Source organism: Dasania marina DSM 21967 (genome assembly GCF_000373485.1).
In the GTDB taxonomy this organism is placed as follows: domain Bacteria; phylum Pseudomonadota; class Gammaproteobacteria; order Pseudomonadales; family Dasaniaceae; genus Dasania; species Dasania marina.
On sequence record NZ_KB891581.1, the window covers coordinates 1 to 23,664 of the forward strand.

The following is a 23,664-nucleotide window of genomic DNA, read 5'->3' on the forward strand; positions in this document are numbered from 1 at the left end:
CCAGCCATCTCCTGCTTAAATAAATCCTCGTCATCGTCCATAGCTCAAACCCTTACTTTCTCAACAGCAACAATTTAAAGGATGGATTGTCAGCTACCACAGCCACATACTCAAACAAGCCTTTGGCTTTTCGCTCTAGAGGNATAAAGGCATTCACCACAAAAAATGCATGGCCACCTTTTTTTAATAAGCGGCTCGCTGAGCGCACAAAACTATCAGTAAGGCCGCTTTCCACATCAAAGCCCTGATGAAAAGGCGGATTACACAAGAGCAAGTCAAAACCTGGACTGAGCTTATCGCCACAGCTATCTAGGCTGACCTCACCACGCACGCCCTGCTGCAAAAAGTTTTGCTGACAGCAAGCTACTGCCGCCACATTATTATCCACCGCATGAAATTCAGCATCGAGTAATTGGCTGGCCATCACACTAAGATAGCCATAGCCACAACCCAAATCAGCAACCTGCTTAACATCTGTTTTAATTCTTGCTAACACCTCGGGTAAATGCGTAACTAAGAACTCACTACCTCTATCAATTTTATTCCAACCAAATACACCGGGCTTACTCACAAAGGGAATATCTGCTGCCGATACCGGCTGCTGTAACTCGCTGTAGGCTTTATCATCCAAGCGCTTACTTTCATCAATAGCATTAGCTTGCACGGCAGCTATCATAGAGGTTTTACCGCCCAGCACTTTACTGGCTAAGCTGCCCATATACTTAACCGCTTTATCGATGTAGGTTTTAGCGCCTTCGTTTTTATAGCCGCTGATATACAAACAAGCATCCGCCGCCAAATAATGGGCTGACTGATTAATAATATGATGCACCACAGGCTTTTCTTTAGAGACGCGATAAAAAATATGGGAAAAACTATGGCGCTCGTAGGCCGTAAAATCAAAGTCGCTTAATTGCACGGAAAAACCTTTTTGCTCAAGCACTAGGGCCAAGTCACTGCGATTGGTCATCACCTGAATGTTTTCATTAGGCGCGATAGTTGACAGGGTAGCCGCGCTAATATTTTCATCCACTACCCATAAGCAGGGCTGCGCATCCACAGCGTGCAACTGCTCGTTTATTTTTTGCGCCAACAAATCAAAAGCGATATCACTCATATTTCGGCAATCTCTTGTTCTGTTAACTCGCGGTAGCTGCCAGGCTCTAAATCTTCATCTAAGCTAATATTGCCTATGCTTTCTCTATGCAACAACTCAACCTTATTCCCCACCGCGGCAAACATGCGCTTCACTTGATGATACTTGCCTTCGCAAATAGTCAGGCGGGCAGCCTGCTCGTGCATCAACACCAGCTCTGCCGGCAAGGTGGGCCGTAGCTCGCCTTTTAACTTAATACCTTCGGCAAACTGCGCAATCACCTGTTCAGCGATAGGCTCAAAGGTTTCTATGTAATAGGTTTTTTTACATTCACTTTTAGGCGCGGTAACACGGTGTGACCACTGGCCATCATCGGTAATTAACACCAAGCCGGTGGTGTCTATATCTAAACGGCCGGCGGCATGTAAGGTTTCTATATTATCTTCATCTAATAACTCTAACACCGTCATATTAGTTTGATCTTTGGTGGCACAAACATAACCTTCGGGCTTATTAAGCATGTAATAACGCAGCTTGGCGGCACGCAATATCTCACCATTAAACACCACCTCATCATCGGCTTGCACCATAGTGCGTTGGTCGGTGGTGGGCACACCGTTCACGGTTACCCCTGCCGACTTTAGGGCGCGCTTAACCTGCATGCGTGACATGTCGGTTACCGAGCTAATATATTTGTCTAATCTCATGAACAGTCTCTAGTGGGTTGTCTCTAGTCGCTAGCTTTAAAACATAAGTTTAAAACATAGCTAATTGATTTTTGCTTTGTACGGTTTTGGCTAGTGGCTGCCAACCGGACAAATGTGATAACTGATCGTGCAGGGTTTGTGCGTGTAAGGGTGCCACTTGGTTGGCGGGGGTATGCACGAAAAAATAGGGGGTTTTACCCTCGGCACACCACTGCGCAATTTTGGGCAGCCAGGCTTGGTAATACTGTTGATTATAGTCGCTGTTTTTAGTGCCTATAAAGCGGACTATGGGATTGTTCGCGGTGGCGATAGCGTGCACCGGCAGCTTGGGCTTTTTACGTTGCGCCTCTTTTTCAGCCTCAGTGTTTGCCGGCTGGCTAAACAGGGCGCGGCTATCAAAACACACTCTATCGACCTGATGCTGGATTAAGCATTGGTTTAGGCGCTTCTCTAAATCGTCTTTGCGAAAAAAATCCAAGCTGCGCAACTCTATAGAAAACTGAAAGTCTTGCGGTAAGCCCGCTATAAACGCCACTATATCATCAACAGCGTTGGCACCCGCCTCGGCGGGCAGCTGTATCATAAAAGGTCCTAGGTGCTCTGCCAAAGGCTGTAGTCTAGTAAAAAACGCACTTAGTTCTGCACCGTGCTGTAAACGACCGCCTTTTAAACGACCACTATGGGTAATCGTTTTAGGGAGTTTAAAGCAAAACTTAAAACCCGGCTGCGCCTGCCGCAACCATGAATCAACCGTGGCGACACTGGGCAGGGCATAAAAAGTGGTGTTGCCCTCTACGGTATTAAACACCGTGGAGTAATGCTGCAAATAATTTTGACTATTGCTGCCCGCCGGATACAAGCTGCCCAACCATGCACTATTACTCCACAGCGGTAAGCCTAGGTAATAGGGCTGAGGATTGCGTGGGGCAAGCTTAGTGTTCGCGGGTTGCACGGAAGTTAACATCCGGCCAGCGCTCTTCCATTAACTGTAAATTAACCCGGGTAGGGGCTAAATAGGTTAAGTGGCCGCCGCCATCTAGGGCCAGGTTATCATTAGCTTTGCGCTTAAACTCCGCCAGCATTTTGCTGTCGTCGCAGGTTATCCAGCGGGCGGTATAAACGCTCACAGGCTCGTATTTGGCTTCTACTTTGTATTCGTCTTTTAGCCTATAGGCCACCACTTCATATTGTAACTGCCCCACCGCGCCTACTATTAAGTTGGTATTACTCAATGGCATAAATACTTGGGTAGAGCCTTCTTCTGCCAACTGCTGCAAACCTTTTTGCAAGGCCTTGGCTTTAAGCGGATCTTTTAAGCGGATTAGCCTGAACATTTCTGGCGCGAAATGCGGTATACCGGTAAATTTTAACGCCTCACCTTCGGTGAAGGTATCGCCTATTTGTATAGTGCCGTGATTGTGTAAACCGATAATGTCACCAGAGACAGCTTCATCCACCGCCGTACGCTCACCGGCTTTAAAGGTGACCGCATCGGCAATTTTTATATCCTTGCCTATGCGCACATGTTTCATCTTCATGCCTTTGCTATAAGTGCCTGAGCAGATACGCATAAAGGCAATACGGTCGCGGTGCTTAGGGTCCATGTTAGCTTGGATTTTAAACACGAAGCCGCTGAAGCTAGCCTCTTGCGGATCTACCATGCGCTCGTCGGTAGCGCGTTCTAAAGGCTTGGGTGCCCACTCAACAAAGCCATCCAGCATTTCTCGCACACCAAAGTTCGATAAGGCGGTACCAAAAAACACCGGCGTTAATGTACCGGCCATATACTCTTCTATATCAAACTGATGGCTAGCGCCTTTTACCAATTCAATTTCTTCAACAACATCGTCGTGGTATAAGCCCAATAATTTCTTGGCCTCATCGCTCTGTAAACCGTTGATGCGTATATCATCGGTCATCACATTGCTCTTGCCCTGTTTGAATACATGAATGGTATCGGTATAGAGGTTATAAACGCCTTTAAACTCTTTACCCATGCCTATGGGCCAGTTTATGGGCGCGCCCTTTATTTTTAAGACTGCTTCAATTTCATCCAGTAGATCTATGGGGTCGCGTATATCGCGGTCCATTTTATTAACAAAGCTCAATATGGGGGTATCACGCAGGCGGCAAACATCCATTAATTTAATGGTGCGCGCCTCTACACCCTTGGCGCCGTCAACAATCATGAGTGCCGAGTCCACCGCGGTTAGGGTGCGGTAGGTATCTTCAGAGAAATCCTCATGCCCTGGAGTATCCAGCAGGTTAACCATGCGGCCTTTATAGGGGAACTGCATCACCGAGGAGGTTACCGAGATGCCCCGCTCTTGCTCCATGCTCATCCAGTCAGAGGTGGCATGCCTATCGGCCTTTTTACCCTTAACCGACCCCGCCACCTGTATTAACTGCCCTAATAGCAGCAATTTTTCGGTGATAGTGGTTTTACCCGCATCGGGGTGGGATATGATAGCAAACGTGCGCCGTTTGTTGACTTCTTTGACAAAATTGCTATCGCTCATTCCACTAAAACCCTAGTTTGTACGTAAATGTGTACTTAATTCGTTACTTTGCCCTTGCCGGGCTATAAAGCGCGCTATTCTACCGGATAATGGATGTACTATAAATTACTGCTTTAGAATGCTTTCCAGCTCGCCCAATTGCTGTTGGTAGCTGTCTGGGTTTTGCTTTTTGAATTTCTCTAGATTCAGGAGCTTCCACTTCACCGATGGGAAGCCCTGATAATCGTAAATCGACCAGTCTAGCTCTAAGCGATTAAGGCTTAGCAAAAAGGCCTTATCGCCATCACTCAAACTGGTGTTTATGATGTCGATGAGCTGCAGCCTTGTGGCTTCATAATCATCGTAACTAAACGCTTCTGCACTCATACCTTCAAACTGCCGCTCAAAAGCTGTGCGTTGATCTAGTAAAGGTGGATCAAGCAGCTCAAAGGTTGGCCGATTGCTGCTAGCCAGCCCAAATAAAAAACCGCGTTTAATCTCAGCAGTTAAGCCTTCGTTATCCAGTAACAGCTTTACATCGAATAAATCCCTTGGGTGCTGCCTGTCCAAGGCCGCACAAATTTTACCGCCATACAATTGCCCTATCGGCACTAAGGGCATCGCGCAAAATGCATCAAACCGCTCTTGGGCTACGTCACACAAAGGCAATTTTTTCGCGTCGCCTCTCAAGCCACGCCCAACCATATTCACTTCAGTTTTGATGATCACGCCGTGTTCATCAACCTGCAACTTACAAACATTTGCTTTGTGCTGAACACGCATCGTTGGGCGCAAAGCCTTGATACGCTCTTTAATACGAATAAGCGCGGTATTGATCCCGGCCAGCGTTTCTGTTCGCTCTGCAATTTCGACATAGGTTAAGTCGATATCAACCGACAACCTTGGCATATTCCGTACAAAAAGATTAATTGCCGTACCGCCATGCATGGCAAAGCATGTCTCTTTGGCAACTTCAGGCAACACATTCAGAAGAAGCCTAAGCTGTTTTGTGTAGCCTTCATTCATGCCGTTACCTCCCCATTCACTGAATCGAGAGCCTTAGGTACGGTTATCTGGTATTTAGAGACATACACCCCATCGCTCACGACAGCGCGTTTACCTGAGCCCAAATCCACCTTGTCCAGATTGATATAGCTGAGCCATTCATGACCTGCTTTATCCGCCATATATAAAAACAGGCGCTTCACCTTCACCGAAGTACAAGCTTCAAGTAGCTGTTGCACTGTGGTTGGCCGCAAATTATTCAGGCCCTCCATCAGCTCATAGACCTCCAATAAAGGTTGATACTTTGGCGCTAAATACAGGCACTCCATTACGGCGCGCGCAGGGCTGGATATTTTCACCTTAAAGCTCTTGTGGTCGATTTCGACCAAGCCAAGCGCGGGCGGTAAAAAGCTCGTCAATTTGCTCTCTACACTTAAACCCCAATCCCGCTTTTTAAACCACAGCGGCAAACTATCTTGCTTGCCACCAAAGAGCTGTACCTTCTTGGTGGCAAGCTCCAAATAGTGGGCTTTCCCCTGTAATGACAGCGCCGTTTTGCCCGCTGGATGCACAAAGAGGCCTAGTTGGGACTGCAAAGCATAGATGCCACCTAAATAGTCCACCTGATCGCCATGACGTATCAGAGCGCCTGTGCCGATAGAATCAAACCACTGGCTTTTCTTATAGCGCTTCTGTAAGTCGAGGCTATAGCCCTGCTTTGCCAGCCATGCCGAAGAGAGCACTATACCCAAAGGCTGACTGCTAAGCAGATTGTTTAATTTTGACTCTTTTTCGGTACTCATAGTACCAAATTACCCAATTTTTTAAACAAAATCAATTGGTGAGTTTAAAATATTTGATATTTAGGTACTTTAAGCACCGAAATATTCATTTTTATAAACCAACAGGTTTACGCTCCCAACTAATCACTCCGTGCCTATCTTCAAATAAACCCCTATGCCTTCTACAGCTGCCGCTGCGTCTTTCTGGTGATGGTGGCTACATCTACCCCCAAGACCAGTGCCGCTTGCCGCTTACTACCATATTTCTCAATAGCTTCTGCTATCACTGTAGCCTCAAAATCATGCACTTGTTTTTTCAAGCCCTCGGTAGACTCACCATCAGCCATATAGCCATTACTAGCCGGGGCTTTCGCCATAACAGAAGATGGCAAGTGCTCAACACCGGCCACGTCATCGCACTCAACCGCAATATGCTCAAGAATATTTTGTAACTCTCGAATATTTCCTGGGTAATCATACTCAAGCAGTAATTTATAGCAGTCCTTACTGAGTGAAAAAGCGGTGCCCCGTCGCTGTATTAACGCCGCTAGAAAGTGCTCTATAAGCTGAGGGATAACGTCTTTAGTGTCACGTAAGGGAGGGTTTTTTAACTCTATAACGCACAGCCGATAATATAAATCTTGGCGAAATTCACCCCGGCTAATCATCTCTAAAAGATTTTTATTGGTTGCCGATATAATTCTAACTTGGATATTTTTAGTTGCCGTTGTTCCTAAGCGTTGCACGGTATTGGTTTCTAAAAACTGTAGTAATTTAGGCTGTGATAGCAGTGGAATTTCACCAATTTCATCTAAAAATAATGTGCCACCATTGGCCGCCTCCAAAAACCCTATTTTGCCGCGGTGATGAGCACCGGTAAACGCGCCCTTCTCATAACCAAACAACTCTGACTCAAATAAGGTGTCGGGAATACTGGCACAATTAACATGTATAAAAGGCTTATCCATCCCCATGGCTTGCTCATGTATATAGCGAGCCGTAGAGGTTTTTCCGGCACCGGACTCGCCGGTTAATAAAATCCGGCTTTTCATCTTCATCGCCCGTATACCCTTCTCAAGAAAATAGCTGTCAGGCGAGGAAGGCTGTAACAAATAGCGCTTAGAAGCATCCAAGGCATCTTGGTCAGCAAGAGATTTAAAACGCCCGCTAGATGCCCTACGCTGCGCCAAACCATTAATATCAAAACTGATGTTTTGGGTAATTACAAAAAATAGGGGGTCACCATTTTTATCCAATATAGGCCTGGTGGAAACCAGCATATCTTCGCCATTGCTACTATTAGCGAGGTATTGCAAGGGGGTCATTTGTTGATAAGATTTTAGAATTTCCTCGCAATTAACCGCACTTTCTCTAACAAAGCGCCGAAACGGGAAATCTTTTTGCAAACTTAACTGGTTAATGCGCTCTGCGGCAGTATTCATCAAGGCAGTCACCCCTCGCTGATCAAGAATAATTAAACCGTAGGGCAGTGCATCAGTAATTAATTTCAGAGCCGGGTCGGCCAGCAATGCTTGCGCGCTCTCATAGGTATATTTAAAACTGTTAAGTAGCTCAGAGTGCGTATGAAATTTCATGGCATAAATTCCGCATCGTTATAAATCTAAAAAATATTTTTTACATTATTATCAGCGCAGCACAACCCTGCGCCAGCTCTTTGTACCTTTCCCTGCATGCTCCCTTGCACTCGCTCACACCCTATTTCATGTGTTGCAAAAATGCTAGAGACAATGTTGCAAATATGCACAAGAAGGGAGGATTAGATACACAAAAAACCCATGAAAATACATAAGCACTTGAATTTTATAACATTTATTTTTTTGGCACACATCCTGTATTACTACTAGGGCGATACTCAATGCAGTAACAGATATCTCATATACCATTATAAAAATCAGAAGGTCACAAAACATGAATAACATAAAACCTCGAACCCCAGATGCTGCACGCCTACAGCTAAAGGCATTGTACTCAGCACTCATATTATGCGCGGCCCTCCCAGCGCAAGCTTCCGTGCTAGAAGAAGTTGTCGTAACCGCCCAAAAGCGCGAGCAAAACATACAGGATGTAGGTGTCTCCGTAGCCGCGTTTAGCGGTAAACAAATGGATAGCCTAGGCTGGTCTAACAGTGAAGATATCGCCGCCCAAACCCCCGGCATGGTAGCCACCTCAACTTCCGGCGATTCAAACGTCACCATCTATTCCATACGCGGCATTAACCAAAGCGATTTTAACGAACACCAAGAAGCGCCCATAGCACTCTATGCCGACGGCAGTTACCTATCCTCTCCGGGTAATGCTTCGGTACCTATGTTCGACATGAATCGAGTAGAGATATTACGTGGCCCCCAAGGCACCATGTTTGGACGTAACGCTACCGGCGGCTTAATACATCTAATTAGTAATAAACCCAGTGAAGAATTCGAAGCCTATGTAGACTTAACCTTGGCCGAATATAACCAAGTGCAAGTTTCCGCAGCGGTAAGTGGCCCCCTCACGGATAAGATGCAAGGCCGCTTCGCCGTTTTTAACAACACTCACGACGGCTATATCAAAAATAATATAGGCCCCGATTTACGTGAATCCGACAACACCGCTTTTCGCACCATGCTCAATATAGACATCGATGACAGCAGCTCTTTATTATTGAAATTACACGGCAATATTGTTGATCATGCCAAGGGCGGCGTATTTGAATATCGCGCCTCTGAAGTGGGCCCCGATGGCTTTAGCGTATTCTGTGATGGCTGCGGCACATTTTTAGACCATGATAATGACGGTAACTTCGACAACGACGATGGTGACGGCGAAGCGCTAGAAGGCTCGTTTAACCGTGCCGGTGAAGTCTATAGAGAAGTTTACGGAACCAGTGCCACCTATATCAAAGAAAATGAAGATTTTACCTTTACCTCTATCACCGATTATTTAACCCTAAACAAAGATTATGAAGAAGAGTCAGACGGCACCTCAGTCGATAGATGGATATATTTTGCCGGCGCACGCATAGACCAATACTCGCAAGAGCTACGCCTAAACGGCGAAAACGACACCATGCGTTGGGCCACAGGCCTCTACTACCTGCAAATAGAAAATGACTTCTACGGCGGCTTTCCCGCCCCCGCATTTGATTACTACCCACGCTATGATGCCAGCTTAGAGACCACCACCTGGTCGGTGTTTGGGCAAGTTGAATACGATCTCAGTGAATCACTAATGTTAACGGCGGGCTTGCGCTGGACCGATGACAAAAAAGAGATGGATTTTCAAATGACCCAATGCGATGGTTTGCTAGGGGAATTTTGCCCGCTCACCTTACCCGCGGCCGACAGCGACCCGCTACTGGGATTTTTAGTAGACGGACGCAAACGTCAGTACAGCCGACATGATGGCGACTACTCAGGAAAAATTCAGTTAGATTGGCGCCCAGACTTTGCTGTCGACAGCTTAATTTACAGCGGCATTAGCCGAGGCACTAAAGGTGGCAGCTTCAACGCGCCACTCGATGGCTTTTTAAGCGACGCCGAGATTGCCTTCGAGCCTGAAATACTGACGTCCTATGAAATAGGCTACAAAGGGACCTTAATTGAAGACAAACTACGACTTAACGCTGCCGTTTTTTACTACGATTACAGCGACTATCAAGCCTTTCTATTTGTTGGCAACACCTCGCAAATCGTTAACAAAGAAGCCGATATTAAAGGCGCCGAAATAGAATTAGTGATAACACCTGGAGATGGCTGGGATATTTTATTAGGCCTGTCAAAACTCGATGCCACGGTCCATGATATTGATGTAAACGGCACCCTCTATGACCAAGACATCATTTTATCACCCGACCTAACCGCCAATGCCACCATACGTAAAGCATGGGCTATTTCTAGCGGCGCAGAGCTTTCTGCCCAGATAACGGCAAGCTATGTCGATGATCAGTTTTTTAACACTGTCAACCACGACACCATACACGCGGACTCCTACACCTTATACGGCATGCGTTTAGGTTATGTCAGCGCCGATGAAAAATGGTCTACCAGCTTGTTTGTCGACAACCTCACCGACAAACGTTATAGAAACTTTGGCTTTGATATTTCAGCGTTTGATAACTTCACCATACTCAGTTACGGCAAGCCTCGCTGGGCAGGGGTCAATATTAAATATCAATTCTAAAGGCTACAGGCGATTGCTTTCAGCTAGAAAGTAATCGCTTTTTTTAGCCTAGCGATTAGATAACTACAACAAGACCACTCTGAAAATCACCAGCCATTAAAAGTATGAGGCTTAATCGTGACTAACGTTAACACTCAAAAAAACACTAACAGCATTAGCCATTTACTACCCGATAACTGGGGGCTATTACTCGCCGCATTTGCCGCCGCCTATGGCATAGGCTTGATTGCTTTATTCTCGCTGCCTTTTTTAATTGGCGCAGCGATGACCAGCCTATCTATTAGCGCCGTGCAAGCGGCCTTTTTAGGTACCGCTGAATTTTTAGGCGTTATGGCCGCATCCATGTGTATCGCTCCGTTTATGGATAGGGTCAATCGAAAAAAAGTCGCCTATAGCGGTGTGTTTATTGCACTCTGCGCCAACATAGCCTGCGTATTGCTACCTCACTATGATGTGATAGTGATGCTAAGGCCTATCGCCGGCATAGGAGTAGGTTTAGTGATGGCCTGCGGCAATGCTACGGTTTCACACTCCAGTAATCCAGAGCGATTTGCCGCTCATATGACAGTGCTGAGTGTCGCCTTAATGATAGTGGTTATGCTTATTTTTTCCCGAATTAGTGATGCTTGGGGGTTGCCGGGAATATACGCGGCTATCTCTGTGATTATTCTTATCATGTCGCTACTGCTCACTCATATGCCCAGCCATGCGGTACAAGAACCATTACAAGACGATGGTAAAGCCAGTGGTGATAGTAATATAAAAGGCATTATGTCTTTCACCAGCCTATTAATGCTAGCTACCTTTTTAGTGTTCTCATTGCGCGACACTATGGCCTGGGCATTTTTAGAACGTATAGGCTCAGAGGTAGGTTACTCGGTAGAAGAAGTGGGTAATGTTTTATCTGCGCAAGCGTTTGTCGGTATTTTCGGCCCTATTATTGCTTCTATAGTCGGTTCGCGCTTTGGCATAAAACTGCCCTTAGCCATAGGCATACTGGTTAGCGGCACGGTTACCTATATCGTCAGCCAGTCCTCGCACTCACAATTCATTTATACCGCTGCAGTAATGTTTATGCCCGGTAGTTATTTTTTCACTCTAGCTTACTTAACAGCACTCGCTGCCGAGCTAGACGTAAAAGGTCGCGTGGTGGCGGCATCCGGTAGCGCGCTTATGGCGGGCATAGCCATAGGCCCTATTCTTGGCGGTACTTTAATTGATATAAGTGGCAACTACAGCTTAGTAGGCTGGGCAACGTTGGGCTGCATCATACTTACCAGCCTGTTTGTTATACCGCCGCTATTATCTGTAACCAAAAAAACGACCACTTAAAGTTATCAACCCTGCTCGACACCAATAAAAAATTAGACCAAGCAATACGCAAAAACTATTACCACAGAAAATAGAGCCACCGCAAATAGAGATTAATGTATGACTGACAAAACCACAGCTTACTGGACCCACTTAGCCGACAACTTACAAGCAGAAACACGGCTATTTATTGACGGCCAATTTTGTAATGCTATCAACGGCGCGACATTCGAAACAATCAACCCGGCCAATGGCAATATTATTGCCGAGGTCGCTAGCGGTGATGAAGCTGATATTAATAAAGCCGTAGCGAGTGCCAAAGCCGCATTTAAATCTGGCGTCTGGTCAACCATGGCACCTCGTGATCGCATGGACATTATGGAACGCTTTGCCAGCTTAGTGGATCAACACAACGATGCCTTTGCCCTACTTGACAGTTTAGACATGGGTAAAACCATTAGCGAAACCAGCACCATTGATATCCCCTTTGCCGCCCATACCATTAAATACTTTGCCGAAACTATCGACAAAATTGAAGGCAAGGTCACCAATACAGAACACAGCGCACTGCACTATGTGCGCCGCCAAGCACTGGGGGTAGTAGGCTGTATCACGCCATGGAATTACCCCACCATGATGGCCTGCTGGAAAACCGCACCGGCACTGGCAGCGGGTAACTCCGTTGTGCTTAAGCCTGCCGAGCAATCGCCATTAAGCGCCCTGCTATTGGCCAAGTTATTTGTCGAGGCAGGAGGCCCGCCCGGCGTATTTAATGTCGTCAACGGCCCAGGCGAAATTGCCGGCAAGGCTTTGGCCTTACATCACGACGTAGCAAAAATTGCTTTTACCGGCTCTAACGAGGTAGGCAAGCTGATGATGATTTACGCGGGGCAATCGAATATGAAACAAGTGGCCGCTGAAACTGGCGGCAAATCCCCCCATATTTTTATGCCCGACCTAGCCTGTATGGATACCGCAGTAGAATATGCCGTTAATGCTATTTACGCGAACCAGGGTGAAGTTTGCAGCGCTGGCTCACGCCTATTAGTGCATCAAGATATACACGATGAGTTTGTAGAAAAATTTGTTAGCCGTGCAAAACAAAGCTATTGCATAGGCAACCCATTAGATCCTGCCACCACTATGGGGCCTTTAGTTGATAAAAAACAGCAACAGCGTGTGCAAGCCTATATCAGTGCTGGGCTGGCACTGGGCTGTAATATGCCATTAGGCAATGCAGTGCCGGAGAGTTTATCCGCAGGTAACTATGTACAACCCACACTGTTCACCGGTGTTACTAATGATATGACTATAGCTAGGGAAGAAATTTTCGGTCCCGTCGCCTGTATCATTCCCTTTGCAACGGCCAGCGAAGCGGTAGAACTAGCCAATGATACTGACTACGGCCTAGCCGCAGGTATATGGAGCGCCGACCTAAATACCGCCAACATTATGGCCAGAGACATAGACGCAGGCATCGTTTGGGTGAATTGCTACGACCATGGTGACATGACGCAGCCATGGGGTGGTTTCAAACAATCAGGGCACGGCCGTGATAAGTGTTTTGATTCGGTATTACAAAATATGCAAAGTAAATCTGTGTGGCTTAACTTAGCGTGACACACCGCAATGCTAAAAAATAAACGCCCTTAAAAAGGAAACAAAAATGAAAATTCTAATGAAATTTGCAGGCCTTGTGCTCTTGCTTAGCGGCCATTTTAGCTACGCCCTTAGCGACATCAATACTGAACAGGAGGTAACACAGTGGTATCAGTCTTATGCCGACCATTGGAAAAACGCGAAAGTAGATGTTAGCAAAGTCAGCCACTATTACGCCTCACCTTATTACTATCTAAGCACGGAAGGACCTTTGGTTGACAACACCGAAACTATGAAAGCGTCACTACAAAGTTATGCTGACAATTGGCAAAAAGATGGCTGGAGTGGCGCAAAACTATTAAGCCTACGCGTAGATATGCTCAATAAAAGTAGCGCTATGATTTTTACGGTATGGGACATTTATCGCCAAGATGGTAGCTCTGTCATTAACTGCCCACAGGCCCCGTTTACTTACCTAGCAGCAAAGACCGAAAATGGCTGGAAATTAACCCTAGAAATTGAAAACGCCTGCCCCAATTAGGTCATTGACAAATAACTAGTAAAAAACATTAATAGCTCATAAACAGTACCAAATAATTTACCAGATGATTTCATATGAAATTCTAATACGTTAGTATAAAACTGTCTGTGCATTTAGGATTAAACATGAAGAACACAACAGAAGACGGGCTTAGCGCCTGCGAAGAACGCTACCAACAGCTAGACGAGAAGTATTCCACACTATTAGAAATGACCAAGGCCTCCACCACGCCAACCTGGTGCATAGAGTTTGTAGAGCCGGTTAATTTAAATACCTCGGCCGATGAAATTGTTCGTCAAGTTTTTCAAAATGAATGCTATTGGTCTATGTGTAATATAGCCATGGCCAGCCTTTATAACCTACCAGACAATCTCGACTTTAATAAACAGCCCGTTAACCTCTACTTCCCTCACTCCGCTGAGAACGAGGCCTTTGTTTTAGAGCTCATTGATAACGACTTTAGTGTGGACCGCGCCATATCACTAGACACCAGCCACGATGGCAGTTTGGTTTATATAGAAAACACCGTACGCGCCAAAAAAGAAGGCGGCTTTATGCAGCGTATGTGGGGTACCGCCAGAGACATTACCGAAGACAAGCGTAAACATGACCGCTTAGTAAGAAGCGAGCATGAAATGCGCGGCGTACTAAGCTCAGTGCCTGATATTATTTTAGTGGTTGACCCTACAGCGGTACTGCTAGGTGCCAACCCCTCTTTTGAAAGCCGCTTGGGCTGGCCGGTAGATGATTGGCTGGGGCGTGACATCTCAGAACTACTAGACATCAAGAAGCCATTAGAGGCACTACGCAATATTGGCAGCAGCGAACCTGCACACTTTAGCTTGACGGTAAAACTCGCCGATAAGAGCACCCTAGCGTTTGATATATTGCTAACCGCGGTGCTAGACGAGATACACAGCAACCGCTACGTTGCCGTTATGCGAGCCCTCTAGCAGCGGCCTATTGATAGCTATACGCTAGCGCCGCTTAGTCACCGCTGCGACAATACGACGCAAGCCTAGCGCAGTATATTGCGATATACTGCCGGCCACTAGCGTAGCCATCTCTATAGCAAAGCTCACTTCATGCCTAACCTGCAGCCATCACTCTCGCTCACCGCCTCTGCCGCTAATTTACAGCGCCTGAATATTATTCGCCTTATCGTGTTAGCGGGTATAGCGGCAGCGCTGGCCTATCTACAGCTGCAACAAGCGCAAGATATTAGCCTATACACCACTCACAGTATTATTGCCTCGCTGTACGCGTTGGTAGCATGGGCCACCGTGTTACGCTTGCGTCAGGCTTGGCCGGTAACCGATGGTGAATATTTTTTACACCTGCTGGCTGACGTCAGTATTATTGCTGGCCTGCTGTATATTAGCGGCGGCGCAAGCAACCCCTTTGTGTCGTATTTTTTGGTGCCACTGAGTATCTCCGCCGCTATCTTGCCTTGGCGCTACACTTGGATTATTGCCGGCTGCTCACTCGTAGCTTACAGCCTAATGTTATTTTATTTTGAGCCACTACCCACTAGCGTTATTGACCACAGCCGCCACGGTAGCAGCAGTTTTAACCAGCACATTTTAGGCATGTGGTTTAACTTCTGTTTAAGCGCCGCGGTGATTACCTACTTCGTGGTAAAAATGGCTAACACCTTAAGGCAAAGGGAAAACCAGTGGGCGAAAGAACGCGAAGACACGTTAAGAGATGAACAAATATTGGCGGTAGCCACCTTAGCCGCAGGTACCGCCCATGAGCTGGGCACACCGCTCTCCACCATGACCGTATTATTAGACGAAATAAAAGCTGAGCACAGTAACAACAAACCACTACAGCAAGATTTAAATCTATTACAGCAACAACTAAGCCGTTGTAATCTTATTTTAAAAAATCTGGTTAATACCGCTGAAAGCCACAGCCACAAACAACAAGAAACTGTCAAACTCAGTGACTATATAACGCAGCTACTGGATCACTGGCAGCTGATACGCCCCAATGTGCAACTCAGTTATAACTGTAATGATGCGCCATCCCCCATTATTCAAGCAGATACCACACTGGAGCAGGCCATATTAAACCTGCTCAACAATGCGGCGGATGCCAGCAGCGATACCGTTGAGATTACTTTAAGCTGGAACCCTAACAACTACACCGTCAGCATACGCGACCACGGCCCCGGCATATCCCCAGACATTGCCGAGCAAATGGGCCAGCCGTTTATTAGCACCAAAGGCCGCGGCCTAGGCTTAGGTTTATTTTTAAGCCACGCTACGGTGCAACGCTATGGCGGCAGTATAGAATTGCATAATCACCCCCAGGGCGGCACCGTTGCAGAGCTGACTATCCCCCTTGCCAATAGTGAGTTGCTCTCGTGAATATACCGCAGGCGCTGAGTATTTTATTAGTCGATGACGACTCGCAATTTACCGCGGTGATGAGCCGCGCTTTTCAACGTCGCGGCTATGACGTTAGCATTGCTAACAACAGCGCTGAAGCGCTAGCGGCAATTGCACAGCAGCATTTTCAGCGCGCCATAGTCGATTTAAAAATAGCTAAAGAATCGGGCCTACAACTCATTCCACAACTTATTGCAGCTCAGGCCGACATAGCTATCGTCATGCTAACCGGCTACTCCAGCATAGTCACCGCCGTAGAAGCGGTAAAACTGGGCGCCCTCAACTACCTATGCAAACCCGCCAACCTAGAGGATATTTTAAAAGCCTTTGGCGACAGCGAAGACCCAGCCGACATACCCGAACAACCCCATTCCATAGACCGGTTGGAATGGGAGCACATACAAAAAGTACTGCATGAAAATAACAACAACGTCTCCGCCACCGCCAGAGCTTTAAACATGCATAGGCGTACGTTGCAGAGGAAATTACAAAAGAAACCTGTTAAGCGCTAGCGCGCAGCTGCAAGCTGCAAGCTGCAAGCTGCAAGCTGCAAAAAATTATTTCATCAGCCACAAAAAAGCCAAGCATAACGCTTGGCTTTTTTTATTTTTACTTGCAGCTTACAAGTTAGCGCTTGCCGCTAATCGCAAAGCGATTATCACAAAATATCCCTACCCTTATCGGCCGCTATACGTAAACGCAATGCGTTTAGCTTGATAAAGCCTTCGGCGTCTTTTTGATCGTAGGCACCGGCATCGTCTTCGAAGGTGGCAATTTTTTCGTCGAATAAGCTATCGGGTGAGCGACGGCCTACTACGCTAACCGCACCTTTGTACAACTTAACGCGCACATCACCGTTAACCACTTTTTGCGATTCGTCTATGGCAACCTGTAGCATTTTACGCTCTGGGCTCCACCAGTAACCGTTATAAAGCAACTTGGCGTAGCGAGGCATTAACTCATCTTTTAAGTGGGCCGCTTCTCTATCTAGGGTGATAGATTCTATGCCGCGATGGGCCTTCATCATAATGGTGCCGGCAGGTGTTTCGTAACAGCCGCGTGATTTCATACCTACGTAGCGGTTTTCAACGATATCTAAACGGCCTATGCCGTTTTCGCCGCCCACTTTGTTTAAGTATTCCATCACCGTGGCGGGGCTCATGGCCTCACCGTTAATAGCGGTGATATCGCCTTTTTCATAACTGATTTCTAAATAGGTAGGCTTATCGGGCGCCTGCTCTGGCGCTACAGTCCAACGCCACATGTCTGGGTCTTCCGCTTCCCACCATGGGTCTTCCAAGTTGCCGCCTTCGTAAGAGATATGCAGCAGGTTGGCATCCATAGAGTAAGGTGATTTCTTTTTCGCGTTGGCGTAATCAACGGGAATATCGTGATCTTTACAATAGGCCATCAAGCTTTCGCGCGAGCTTAAATCCCATTCGCGCCAAGGCGCAATAATATGTATGCCAGGCTTAAGGGCATAGGCCCCCAACTCAAAACGCACTTGGTCGTTACCTTTACCGGTAGCGCCGTGAGAGATGGCGGTAGCGCCGGTTTCGTTGGCGATTTCAATTAGGCGCTTGGCGATTAGCGGGCGCGCTATAGAAGTACCTAACAGGTACTCACCTTCGTATATAGCATTGGCTCTAAACATGGGGAATACGAAATCGCGGGCAAATTCTTCGCGCAGGTCGTCTATATAAATTTCTTTAACACCCATGGCCTTGGCTTTAGCGCGGGCGGGCTCTACTTCTTCACCTTGACCTATATCGGCAGTAAAGGTCACCACTTCGCAGTTGTAAGTCTCTTGTAGCCACCTAACAATTACCGATGTATCTAAGCCGCCTGAGTAGGCCAGCACCACTTTTTTAATATCTGACATGTCAATCTCCACGCCTTTTGGGCCAGACACAGTGTTCACTGCGCATGGCTAAGAGTAAATTGGGGCAAGTTTTGCGAGGGCGTATTCTACTGGGGATTGACGCTAAAGGCCATGCCTAGCAAGGGGCTTTTACAGCCTGCTACGCTAGGCGGTTACAGTGCACTGCGCTCTAGCCGTATGGTTACACGACGGTTCAGCTCACGGGATTTAGCATTTTTATTTCTAGCCATGGGATAGCGCTCGCCATGATAACGGGTGGTGATTAAGCTTTCGTCTATGCCCTGGGTCACCAAATACCGGGTCACCGCCTCGGCACGTTTTTTCGACAAATCCAAATTCGCTAAGCGCCTACCCATATCATCGGTATGGCCATCCACATAAAACCCCGTCACCGAAGGGTCGGCCCTAACATAGTGCACAATAGTATCTAGACGCTTAATAGAATCGGAGGTCAACTCCCAGCGAGCCGTGTCAAAACGCAGCCGCGATTTGGCGATTTGATCGAAATTAACCGGTAAGAGGCCAGCCAAACACTGCCTATATTCTTGGTAGGATTTGCGGAAATTAATCGACGACAGGCCTATATGCACCCGTTCGGTATCGCTATACCAGGCCTGACGCGTAAACATCGGGGTCATACCCTTTTCCAACTCGGTCAATAACTGATTGGCTTGGATGGATTGTAAGAGTACTGGCCGATTACTGTCATTAACCGGCACATAACCCAGTTTCTGGCTGGGGCGGGTTCCATCCCACACGGGCGGGCTGGATACCAATAAGGCCTTGCCGGTTTTCATCGCTTTGCGGCTAGGGGCTAAAAAGAACTTTTGCTTTTCACCGGCTCTATACTGAAACACCGCATCACCGTACACGGGTATAGGCTGCCACATACGGCATTCAAAGGGCGATAACTCCAAATTCCACTCGGCACTACTCATGGGCGCAGCGTACTTCACCGCCCAGCCCGCGCTGCTGGCCACTAGCAGTAACGCAGCCACTGGTAACAATGTCGAAAGGTATTTCTTAAGCAACACGGTCTATCTCCAACTCACTCACCCCGATAAGCTTAGCTATTTATAGGCCTGAATCTACACGCCAGGCCCACCATTAAGGTTAATATCGACCAAAATACGGTTTTCTTTACCTCCAACTTAGCCATTTCTTTAATCAAGGCCGCTATTCCGGTAGCATTCGCGCATTGATGCAATAAGGCCCACACCATGACCACCCTAGAAATAACCCGCCCCGATGACTGGCACGTACACCTGCGCGACGGCGATGCCCTAGCCGACACTGCCCCCGCCATGGCGCGCTACTTTGGCCGCGCCATTATTATGCCCAACCTAGTACCGCCGGTAATGAACGCCCAGCAAGCCGACGACTACAAAGCCCGTATTAATGCCGCCCAAGCCGATAGCCCCAGGCAGTTTGAGCCGCTGATGGTGCTATACCTCACCGACAACACCAGCGCCGACGATATACGCGCCGCTAAACTAGCCGGCATTGTGGCCTGCAAGCTCTACCCTGCGGGCGCCACCACCAACTCCGACTCCGGCGTTACCGACATCAAAAAGCTCTACCCGGTACTGCAAGCCATGCAAGAGCAAGGCGTATTGCTACTGGTGCACGGCGAAGTCACCGACCAACACATAGACATATTCGACCGCGAACAAGCCTTTATAGACAGCATACTCAAGCCCTTAGTTGACGACTTCCCGCAACTGAAGGTCGTGTTAGAGCACATCACCACCCAAGACGCAGTAGAATTTGTTAGCAATAGCCAGGGCAATGTCGCCGCCACCATTACCGCCCACCACCTACTGTATAACCGCAACCACATGCTGGCAGGCGGCATACGCCCCCACTATTACTGCCTGCCTATATTAAAGCGCAATAGTCATCAGCAAGCGCTAATCGCAGCTGCCACCAGCGGCAACCCGCGCTTTTTTCTAGGCACCGACTCCGCCCCACACATCCTAGGCAATAAAGAAAGCAACTGTGGCTGCGCCGGATGCTACACTGCCTACGCGGCAATAGAGCTTTATGCCGAGGCCTTTGAGCAAGCCGGGGCGCTAGCTAAGCTAGAAGCCTTCGCCAGCCACTTTGGCCCCGACTTTTATGGCCTGGCGCGTAATAGCGATACCATCACGCTAAACAAAACGCCCTGGCAGGTGCCCGCCCAGTTCAATTTAGGCGGCCAGCCGCTCATCCCCCTACGTGCGGGCGAAACCCTGCACTGGCAAGTTGAACCCAAACTCGCCTAACAAGTTACTCAATAAACGCGCCCAACAACCCTAGGAAATTTTGTGGAAGACAACAAAAAACACCCACTGGCAGAACGCTTTCGCGGCTTCTTGCCCGTTGTTATCGATGTCGAAACCGGCGGCTTTAACTGCCGCACCGATGCCCTGCTAGAAATAGCCGCCACCACCCTCACCATGAACGAGGCCGGCGAACTCTGCATCGATGAAACCTACGATTTTAACGTAGACCCTTTTGAAGGCGCCAACTTAGAGAAATCCGCTCTAGAGTTTACCGGCATAGACCCCCACGACCCCGAGCGCGCAGCCGAGCCCGAAGAAATGGTATTCCCCGACCTGATGCAACTGATACGCGCCAAGGTCAAATCCCACGACTGCACCCGCGCCGTGCTAGTGGGCCACAACGCCCACTTCGATCATGGTTTTGTGATGGCCGCTATCGAGCGCTGCGGAATTAAACGCCACCCCTTCCACCCCTTCTCCGTGTTTGATACCGCCACCCTCTCGGGGCTGGCCTTTGGCCAAACCGTATTAGCCAAAAGCTGTGTAGCGGCAGGGCTGGAATTTTGTAATACCGCCGCCCACTCTGCGGCTTACGACACCGAAAAAACCGCTGAGCTGTTTTGCTTAATTGTAAACCGCTGGAAAACGTTGGGGGGCTGGGACTTGGCGCTGGCGGCACAAGCTAGTGATGCGGAAGAAACCGCCACCGCCGATAGCGAAGAACGCTAAACGTAAAAAAGGGCCAATATTCTTGGCCCTTTTTTTATAAGGCTACAGCTAGCGGGCCATGGTTTATTAACGGTATAGGCAAAAACAAAGGATTGAATCCACTTTTTTACAAAAGTGTGAATATTACCGCTTCTATCTCATTGATATTAAAAGAGAGTCGTGGATACTGGCAGGTAAATAATTTAAAACCAAGGAATGGATATAAATGGATCAGTTCCATTTAATAAGCTGTTACACGTAAAAGGAATTACATGTTTAAGAAGTTTCTCAAGATAATCGGATCATTTTTTCTTGTTCTAATAGTTATATTTATATGTATTGGCACTTGGTATGCGGTTAATTCCTCTAAATACACAGAAGTGGCTCAACCATATTTAGAGACAAATATGCCCGCAGTAGTAAGCTGGGACTTTGAACAACTAAGAGCATTACTTACCCCTGAGTCACTGAAAGAGTTTGAGACCGAGAGGGGTCAAAAAGTATATAGGCTGTTTTCAAAGTTGGGAGCATTAAAATCATTTGAAGAGCCTCAGTTTCTCGGGGCAAAAGCTGGTGCGACTGTCCGTGAAGGCGCATACGATATTGTTAATTTCTCAATGTTAGGTCATTTCGAGGCGGGTGATGCCCAATTCACAATTACCCTGGCTACGGAAGGTGAGTCGTACCTAATCCATTATATAAACATTAACTCCGATGTATTCTTGGAGTAAACGTGTAACAAATTTAGGCAATCGGTAAACTTACTGCGCCTTCGGCTCCGTAATTTTCCGTTGCTAAAGGCGCTAGGCTCTTAAATTTCATATGACTATCGAGACTGATTCATATAGTAATATTAATGAAGAATACCTTCAGGCTCTGGCGTGGATTCAGAATCTAGGGGTAAGTTTTTCATCAGGGAGAACGAAGCACTATGAAAATATTATTAGTCGCTGGAGTACCGGCTATCAGAGTGCGTCAGAGCAAGAAGCTAAAGATATATTCCCTGATTTCGTGAGTTCGATGTTTGAAATAATGGATTTTATTGATATTTATAGGGCACTACATAATGTTTCTACAGTTGAACTAGGCCCAATCGCGCAAAAGCTCCAAAAAGGAATAAATGGCCCAATTAATTCTGTTGAAGAATCAGAGAAGTCATCAACAGCACGAAATTTCATCTTTGAGGCATTAGTTGCTGCACGCTCTCATAGACCGAATAATGGCGTAGAGACTATTTTTAATTCCACCTCAGACACTGGAATAAAAATTGATAAGCACAATATATATATTGAATGTAAAAGGCTTACATCATTAGATAAATTGGAGTCGAATGTTAGGAAGGCGTGCAATCAACTGGAATCTTCCATTAAGCGCGATGTATCTGCTCAGGCCAGAGGAATTGTAGCACTAGATTTTTCGAAAACCCTGCATGCAGGCGACAAATTGTTGGTCAAAAACAACGACAATGATCTAATTAGTGAACTCGATGATATTACTGATAAAATCGTGAATCAGTGTTCAAATGATTGGCAAAAGGTTTACGGACAGAAAAACAAAAATATTATAGGCTCGCTAATACACTTTTCTACTATGGCTACATCGGAGGAAATAAATCTTATGGTTAGGGCTGGTCAGTGGGCAGTAAATCCAAAAACAAATATCAGGCCTTCTGATGAAGCCTTACTTCAACAGTTTGCGGCGGCAATGAAATGAGCAAGGGATTAAAGATTAAAGGGGGTCGTAACGATTATTTTTCACACACCCCCATCATTCTATAGCTCTTAAAACCCAATAACAATTGCAAAAGGAATTTGTGATGCCAAGAAAAACACGGATGTATATTCCAGGTATTCCCGCCCATATTGTTCAGCGTGGCAATAACAGAGATGTTTGTTTTTTTAGTGATGCTGATTATCAGTATTACAAAGTATTGCTAGCGGAAGGACTAAAGCGCTACGAAGGTCATTTATACGTTTATTGTTTGATGACTAATCATGTGCATTTGCCCATTACCTTTTGCTATGCCGATAGCATTTCTAGAACCATTCAATATATTGGGCGGAATATTCGCAATATATCAATAAGACTTACAGACGCAGTGCCACGCTGTGGGAGGGCATGCACAAGAGTAGCTCAGTGGATGCTGAGCACTATTTGTTACTCTGCTACCGCTATATAGAATTAAACCCAGTGACAGCCAATAGGGTTCAGTCACCAGAGCAATACCCTTGCTCTAGCTATAAATCAAATGCTTGGGGTGAAGTTGATGAGCTTGTGAGTGAGCATGCGTGCTTTACTGCATTGGGTAATGCAAAAGCGGATAAGTACTTTCATTATCGAGCGTTATTTATTGTGACGCTGTCTGATCAGGACGTGCATCAGCTACGTGAAGGGCTAAAGAAGAATTTCCCTTTAGGCAATGAGCGGTTTAATGCGCAGGTTGAGGACGGGAAATATAGGCAGGCGACGACTAGGGTCTGTATAAAAAACAATCGTCACGACTTTTCCCGCTTTATTCTAAATAATTCAATTTTTAAGATTACGTGGATTCAAATCTGAAGTGCATCATCTAACTAGGTAGAAGAAAGGGCCAGCTGAAGGTAAGCTCCTACCCTTTTTCTCCGGCAAGAGATGAAGTGATGACGAGAACCTACCAACAACTGACTTATGAACAACGATGCCAGATTTCAGTA

At 46.9% G+C, this 23,664-nt stretch carries 22 protein-coding genes; 13 read left to right on the plus strand and 9 right to left on the minus strand.

The features are described 5' to 3' along the window. Nucleotides 1-52 precede the first annotated feature (52 nt). The 7 genes from B067_RS0109370 to B067_RS20030 all read right to left on the minus strand — a co-directional run bounded on the left by B067_RS0109370 (nt 53) and on the right by B067_RS20030 (nt 7,683). Entirely contained in the window at nt 53-1,117 is a 1,065-nt protein-coding gene (locus B067_RS0109370; protein WP_019529821.1) for a class I SAM-dependent methyltransferase, read from the minus strand. Further along, on the minus strand, nt 1,114-1,803 hold the full coding sequence (gene rsuA / locus B067_RS0109375; RefSeq protein ID WP_019529822.1) for a 16S rRNA pseudouridine(516) synthase RsuA: 690 nt from the start codon (nt 1,801-1,803) through the stop codon (nt 1,114-1,116). Before rsuA ends, B067_RS0109370 begins: the two co-directional genes overlap by 4 nt. A 49-nt stretch (nt 1,804-1,852) precedes the next feature. After that, entirely contained in the window at nt 1,853-2,767 is a 915-nt protein-coding gene (locus B067_RS0109380) for a DUF72 domain-containing protein (protein ID WP_019529823.1), read from the minus strand. After that, the gene (locus tag B067_RS0109385) at nt 2,736-4,322 is read right to left on the minus strand and encodes a peptide chain release factor 3 (RefSeq protein ID WP_019529824.1); all 1,587 of its coding nucleotides are present in this window, start codon (nt 4,320-4,322) and stop codon (nt 2,736-2,738) included. The genes B067_RS0109380 and B067_RS0109385 overlap by 32 nt, the downstream gene beginning before the upstream one ends. Before the next feature lie 105 nt (nt 4,323-4,427). Then, nucleotides 4,428-5,327 (minus strand): nucleotidyl transferase AbiEii/AbiGii toxin family protein, encoded by a 900-nt coding sequence (locus B067_RS0109390; protein ID WP_019529825.1) that lies wholly within the window; start codon nt 5,325-5,327, stop codon nt 4,428-4,430. After that, nucleotides 5,324-6,109, minus strand: coding sequence for a type IV toxin-antitoxin system AbiEi family antitoxin (locus B067_RS0109395; RefSeq protein WP_019529826.1), 786 nt, complete (start codon nt 6,107-6,109; stop codon nt 5,324-5,326). The genes B067_RS0109390 and B067_RS0109395 overlap by 4 nt, the downstream gene beginning before the upstream one ends. 161 nt (nt 6,110-6,270) lie before the next feature. Further along, nucleotides 6,271-7,683, minus strand: coding sequence for a sigma-54 interaction domain-containing protein (locus B067_RS20030; RefSeq protein ID WP_019529827.1), 1,413 nt, complete (start codon nt 7,681-7,683; stop codon nt 6,271-6,273). 334 nt (nt 7,684-8,017) lie between these two features. On the opposite strand from B067_RS20030, the gene B067_RS0109405 reads away from it, so the two are divergent. From B067_RS0109405 to B067_RS0109440, 7 genes are all read left to right on the plus strand, one after another. Next, nucleotides 8,018-10,270: a TonB-dependent receptor gene (locus B067_RS0109405; RefSeq protein WP_019529828.1), complete on the plus strand. Its 2,253-nt coding sequence runs from the start codon at nt 8,018-8,020 to the stop codon at nt 10,268-10,270. A 117-nt stretch (nt 10,271-10,387) separates the two neighbouring features. After that, entirely contained in the window at nt 10,388-11,602 is a 1,215-nt protein-coding gene (locus B067_RS0109410; RefSeq protein WP_019529829.1) for an MFS transporter, read from the plus strand. Nucleotides 11,603-11,701: 99 nt separating this feature from the next. Continuing rightward, the gene (locus B067_RS0109415) at nt 11,702-13,201 is read left to right on the plus strand and encodes an aldehyde dehydrogenase family protein (protein ID WP_019529830.1); all 1,500 of its coding nucleotides are present in this window, start codon (nt 11,702-11,704) and stop codon (nt 13,199-13,201) included. A 46-nt stretch (nt 13,202-13,247) separates the two neighbouring features. Next, nucleotides 13,248-13,721 carry a DUF6841 family protein gene (locus tag B067_RS0109420; RefSeq protein WP_019529831.1) on the plus strand — a complete coding sequence of 158 codons (474 nt, stop codon included), beginning with the start codon at nt 13,248-13,250 and terminating at the stop codon, nt 13,719-13,721. Between the two features lie 125 nt (nt 13,722-13,846). Continuing rightward, nucleotides 13,847-14,674, plus strand: coding sequence for a PAS domain-containing protein (locus B067_RS21235; protein ID WP_019529832.1), 828 nt, complete (start codon nt 13,847-13,849; stop codon nt 14,672-14,674). Between the two features lie 132 nt (nt 14,675-14,806). Next, entirely contained in the window at nt 14,807-16,096 is a 1,290-nt protein-coding gene (locus tag B067_RS0109435; RefSeq protein ID WP_019529834.1) for an ATP-binding protein, read from the plus strand. Beyond that, on the plus strand, nt 16,093-16,629 hold the full coding sequence (locus B067_RS0109440) for a response regulator transcription factor (protein ID WP_019529835.1): 537 nt from the start codon (nt 16,093-16,095) through the stop codon (nt 16,627-16,629). Before B067_RS0109435 ends, B067_RS0109440 begins: the two co-directional genes overlap by 4 nt. Before the next feature lie 146 nt (nt 16,630-16,775). Here B067_RS0109440 and B067_RS0109450 read toward each other — a convergent pair whose 3' ends face one another. Both B067_RS0109450 and B067_RS0109455 read right to left on the minus strand, forming a co-directional pair. Next, on the minus strand, nt 16,776-17,999 hold the full coding sequence (locus B067_RS0109450) for an argininosuccinate synthase (protein ID WP_026244549.1): 1,224 nt from the start codon (nt 17,997-17,999) through the stop codon (nt 16,776-16,778). Between the two features lie 152 nt (nt 18,000-18,151). Further along, entirely contained in the window at nt 18,152-19,033 is an 882-nt protein-coding gene (locus B067_RS0109455) for a flagellar protein MotY (protein WP_240472847.1), read from the minus strand. A gap of 186 nt (nt 19,034-19,219) precedes the next feature. On the opposite strand from B067_RS0109455, the gene pyrC reads away from it, so the two are divergent. The 6 genes from pyrC (at nt 19,220) to B067_RS21240 (ending at nt 23,530) form a co-directional block, all read left to right on the plus strand. Continuing rightward, complete coding sequence (gene pyrC / locus B067_RS0109465) at nt 19,220-20,263, plus strand: dihydroorotase (protein ID WP_019529839.1); 1,044 nt, start codon at nt 19,220-19,222, stop codon at nt 20,261-20,263. Nucleotides 20,264-20,305: 42 nt separating this feature from the next. Further along, nucleotides 20,306-20,992: a ribonuclease T gene (gene rnt, locus B067_RS20040; protein ID WP_019529840.1), complete on the plus strand. Its 687-nt coding sequence runs from the start codon at nt 20,306-20,308 to the stop codon at nt 20,990-20,992. Nucleotides 20,993-21,243: 251 nt separating this feature from the next. Beyond that, nucleotides 21,244-21,702: a hypothetical protein gene (locus B067_RS0109475; RefSeq protein WP_019529841.1), complete on the plus strand. Its 459-nt coding sequence runs from the start codon at nt 21,244-21,246 to the stop codon at nt 21,700-21,702. A 91-nt stretch (nt 21,703-21,793) separates the two neighbouring features. Then, a complete protein-coding gene (locus tag B067_RS0109480; RefSeq protein ID WP_019529842.1) occupies nt 21,794-22,684 on the plus strand; it encodes a hypothetical protein in 891 nt (296 codons plus the stop codon). Nucleotides 22,685-22,805: 121 nt separating this feature from the next. Further along, the gene (locus B067_RS22340) at nt 22,806-23,150 is read left to right on the plus strand and encodes a transposase (protein ID WP_420806530.1); all 345 of its coding nucleotides are present in this window, start codon (nt 22,806-22,808) and stop codon (nt 23,148-23,150) included. Beyond that, nucleotides 23,108-23,530, plus strand: a complete 423-nt coding sequence (locus B067_RS21240; protein WP_156820807.1) for a hypothetical protein — start codon at nt 23,108-23,110, stop codon at nt 23,528-23,530. Before B067_RS22340 ends, B067_RS21240 begins: the two co-directional genes overlap by 43 nt. Nucleotides 23,531-23,664: the final 134 nt, after the last annotated feature.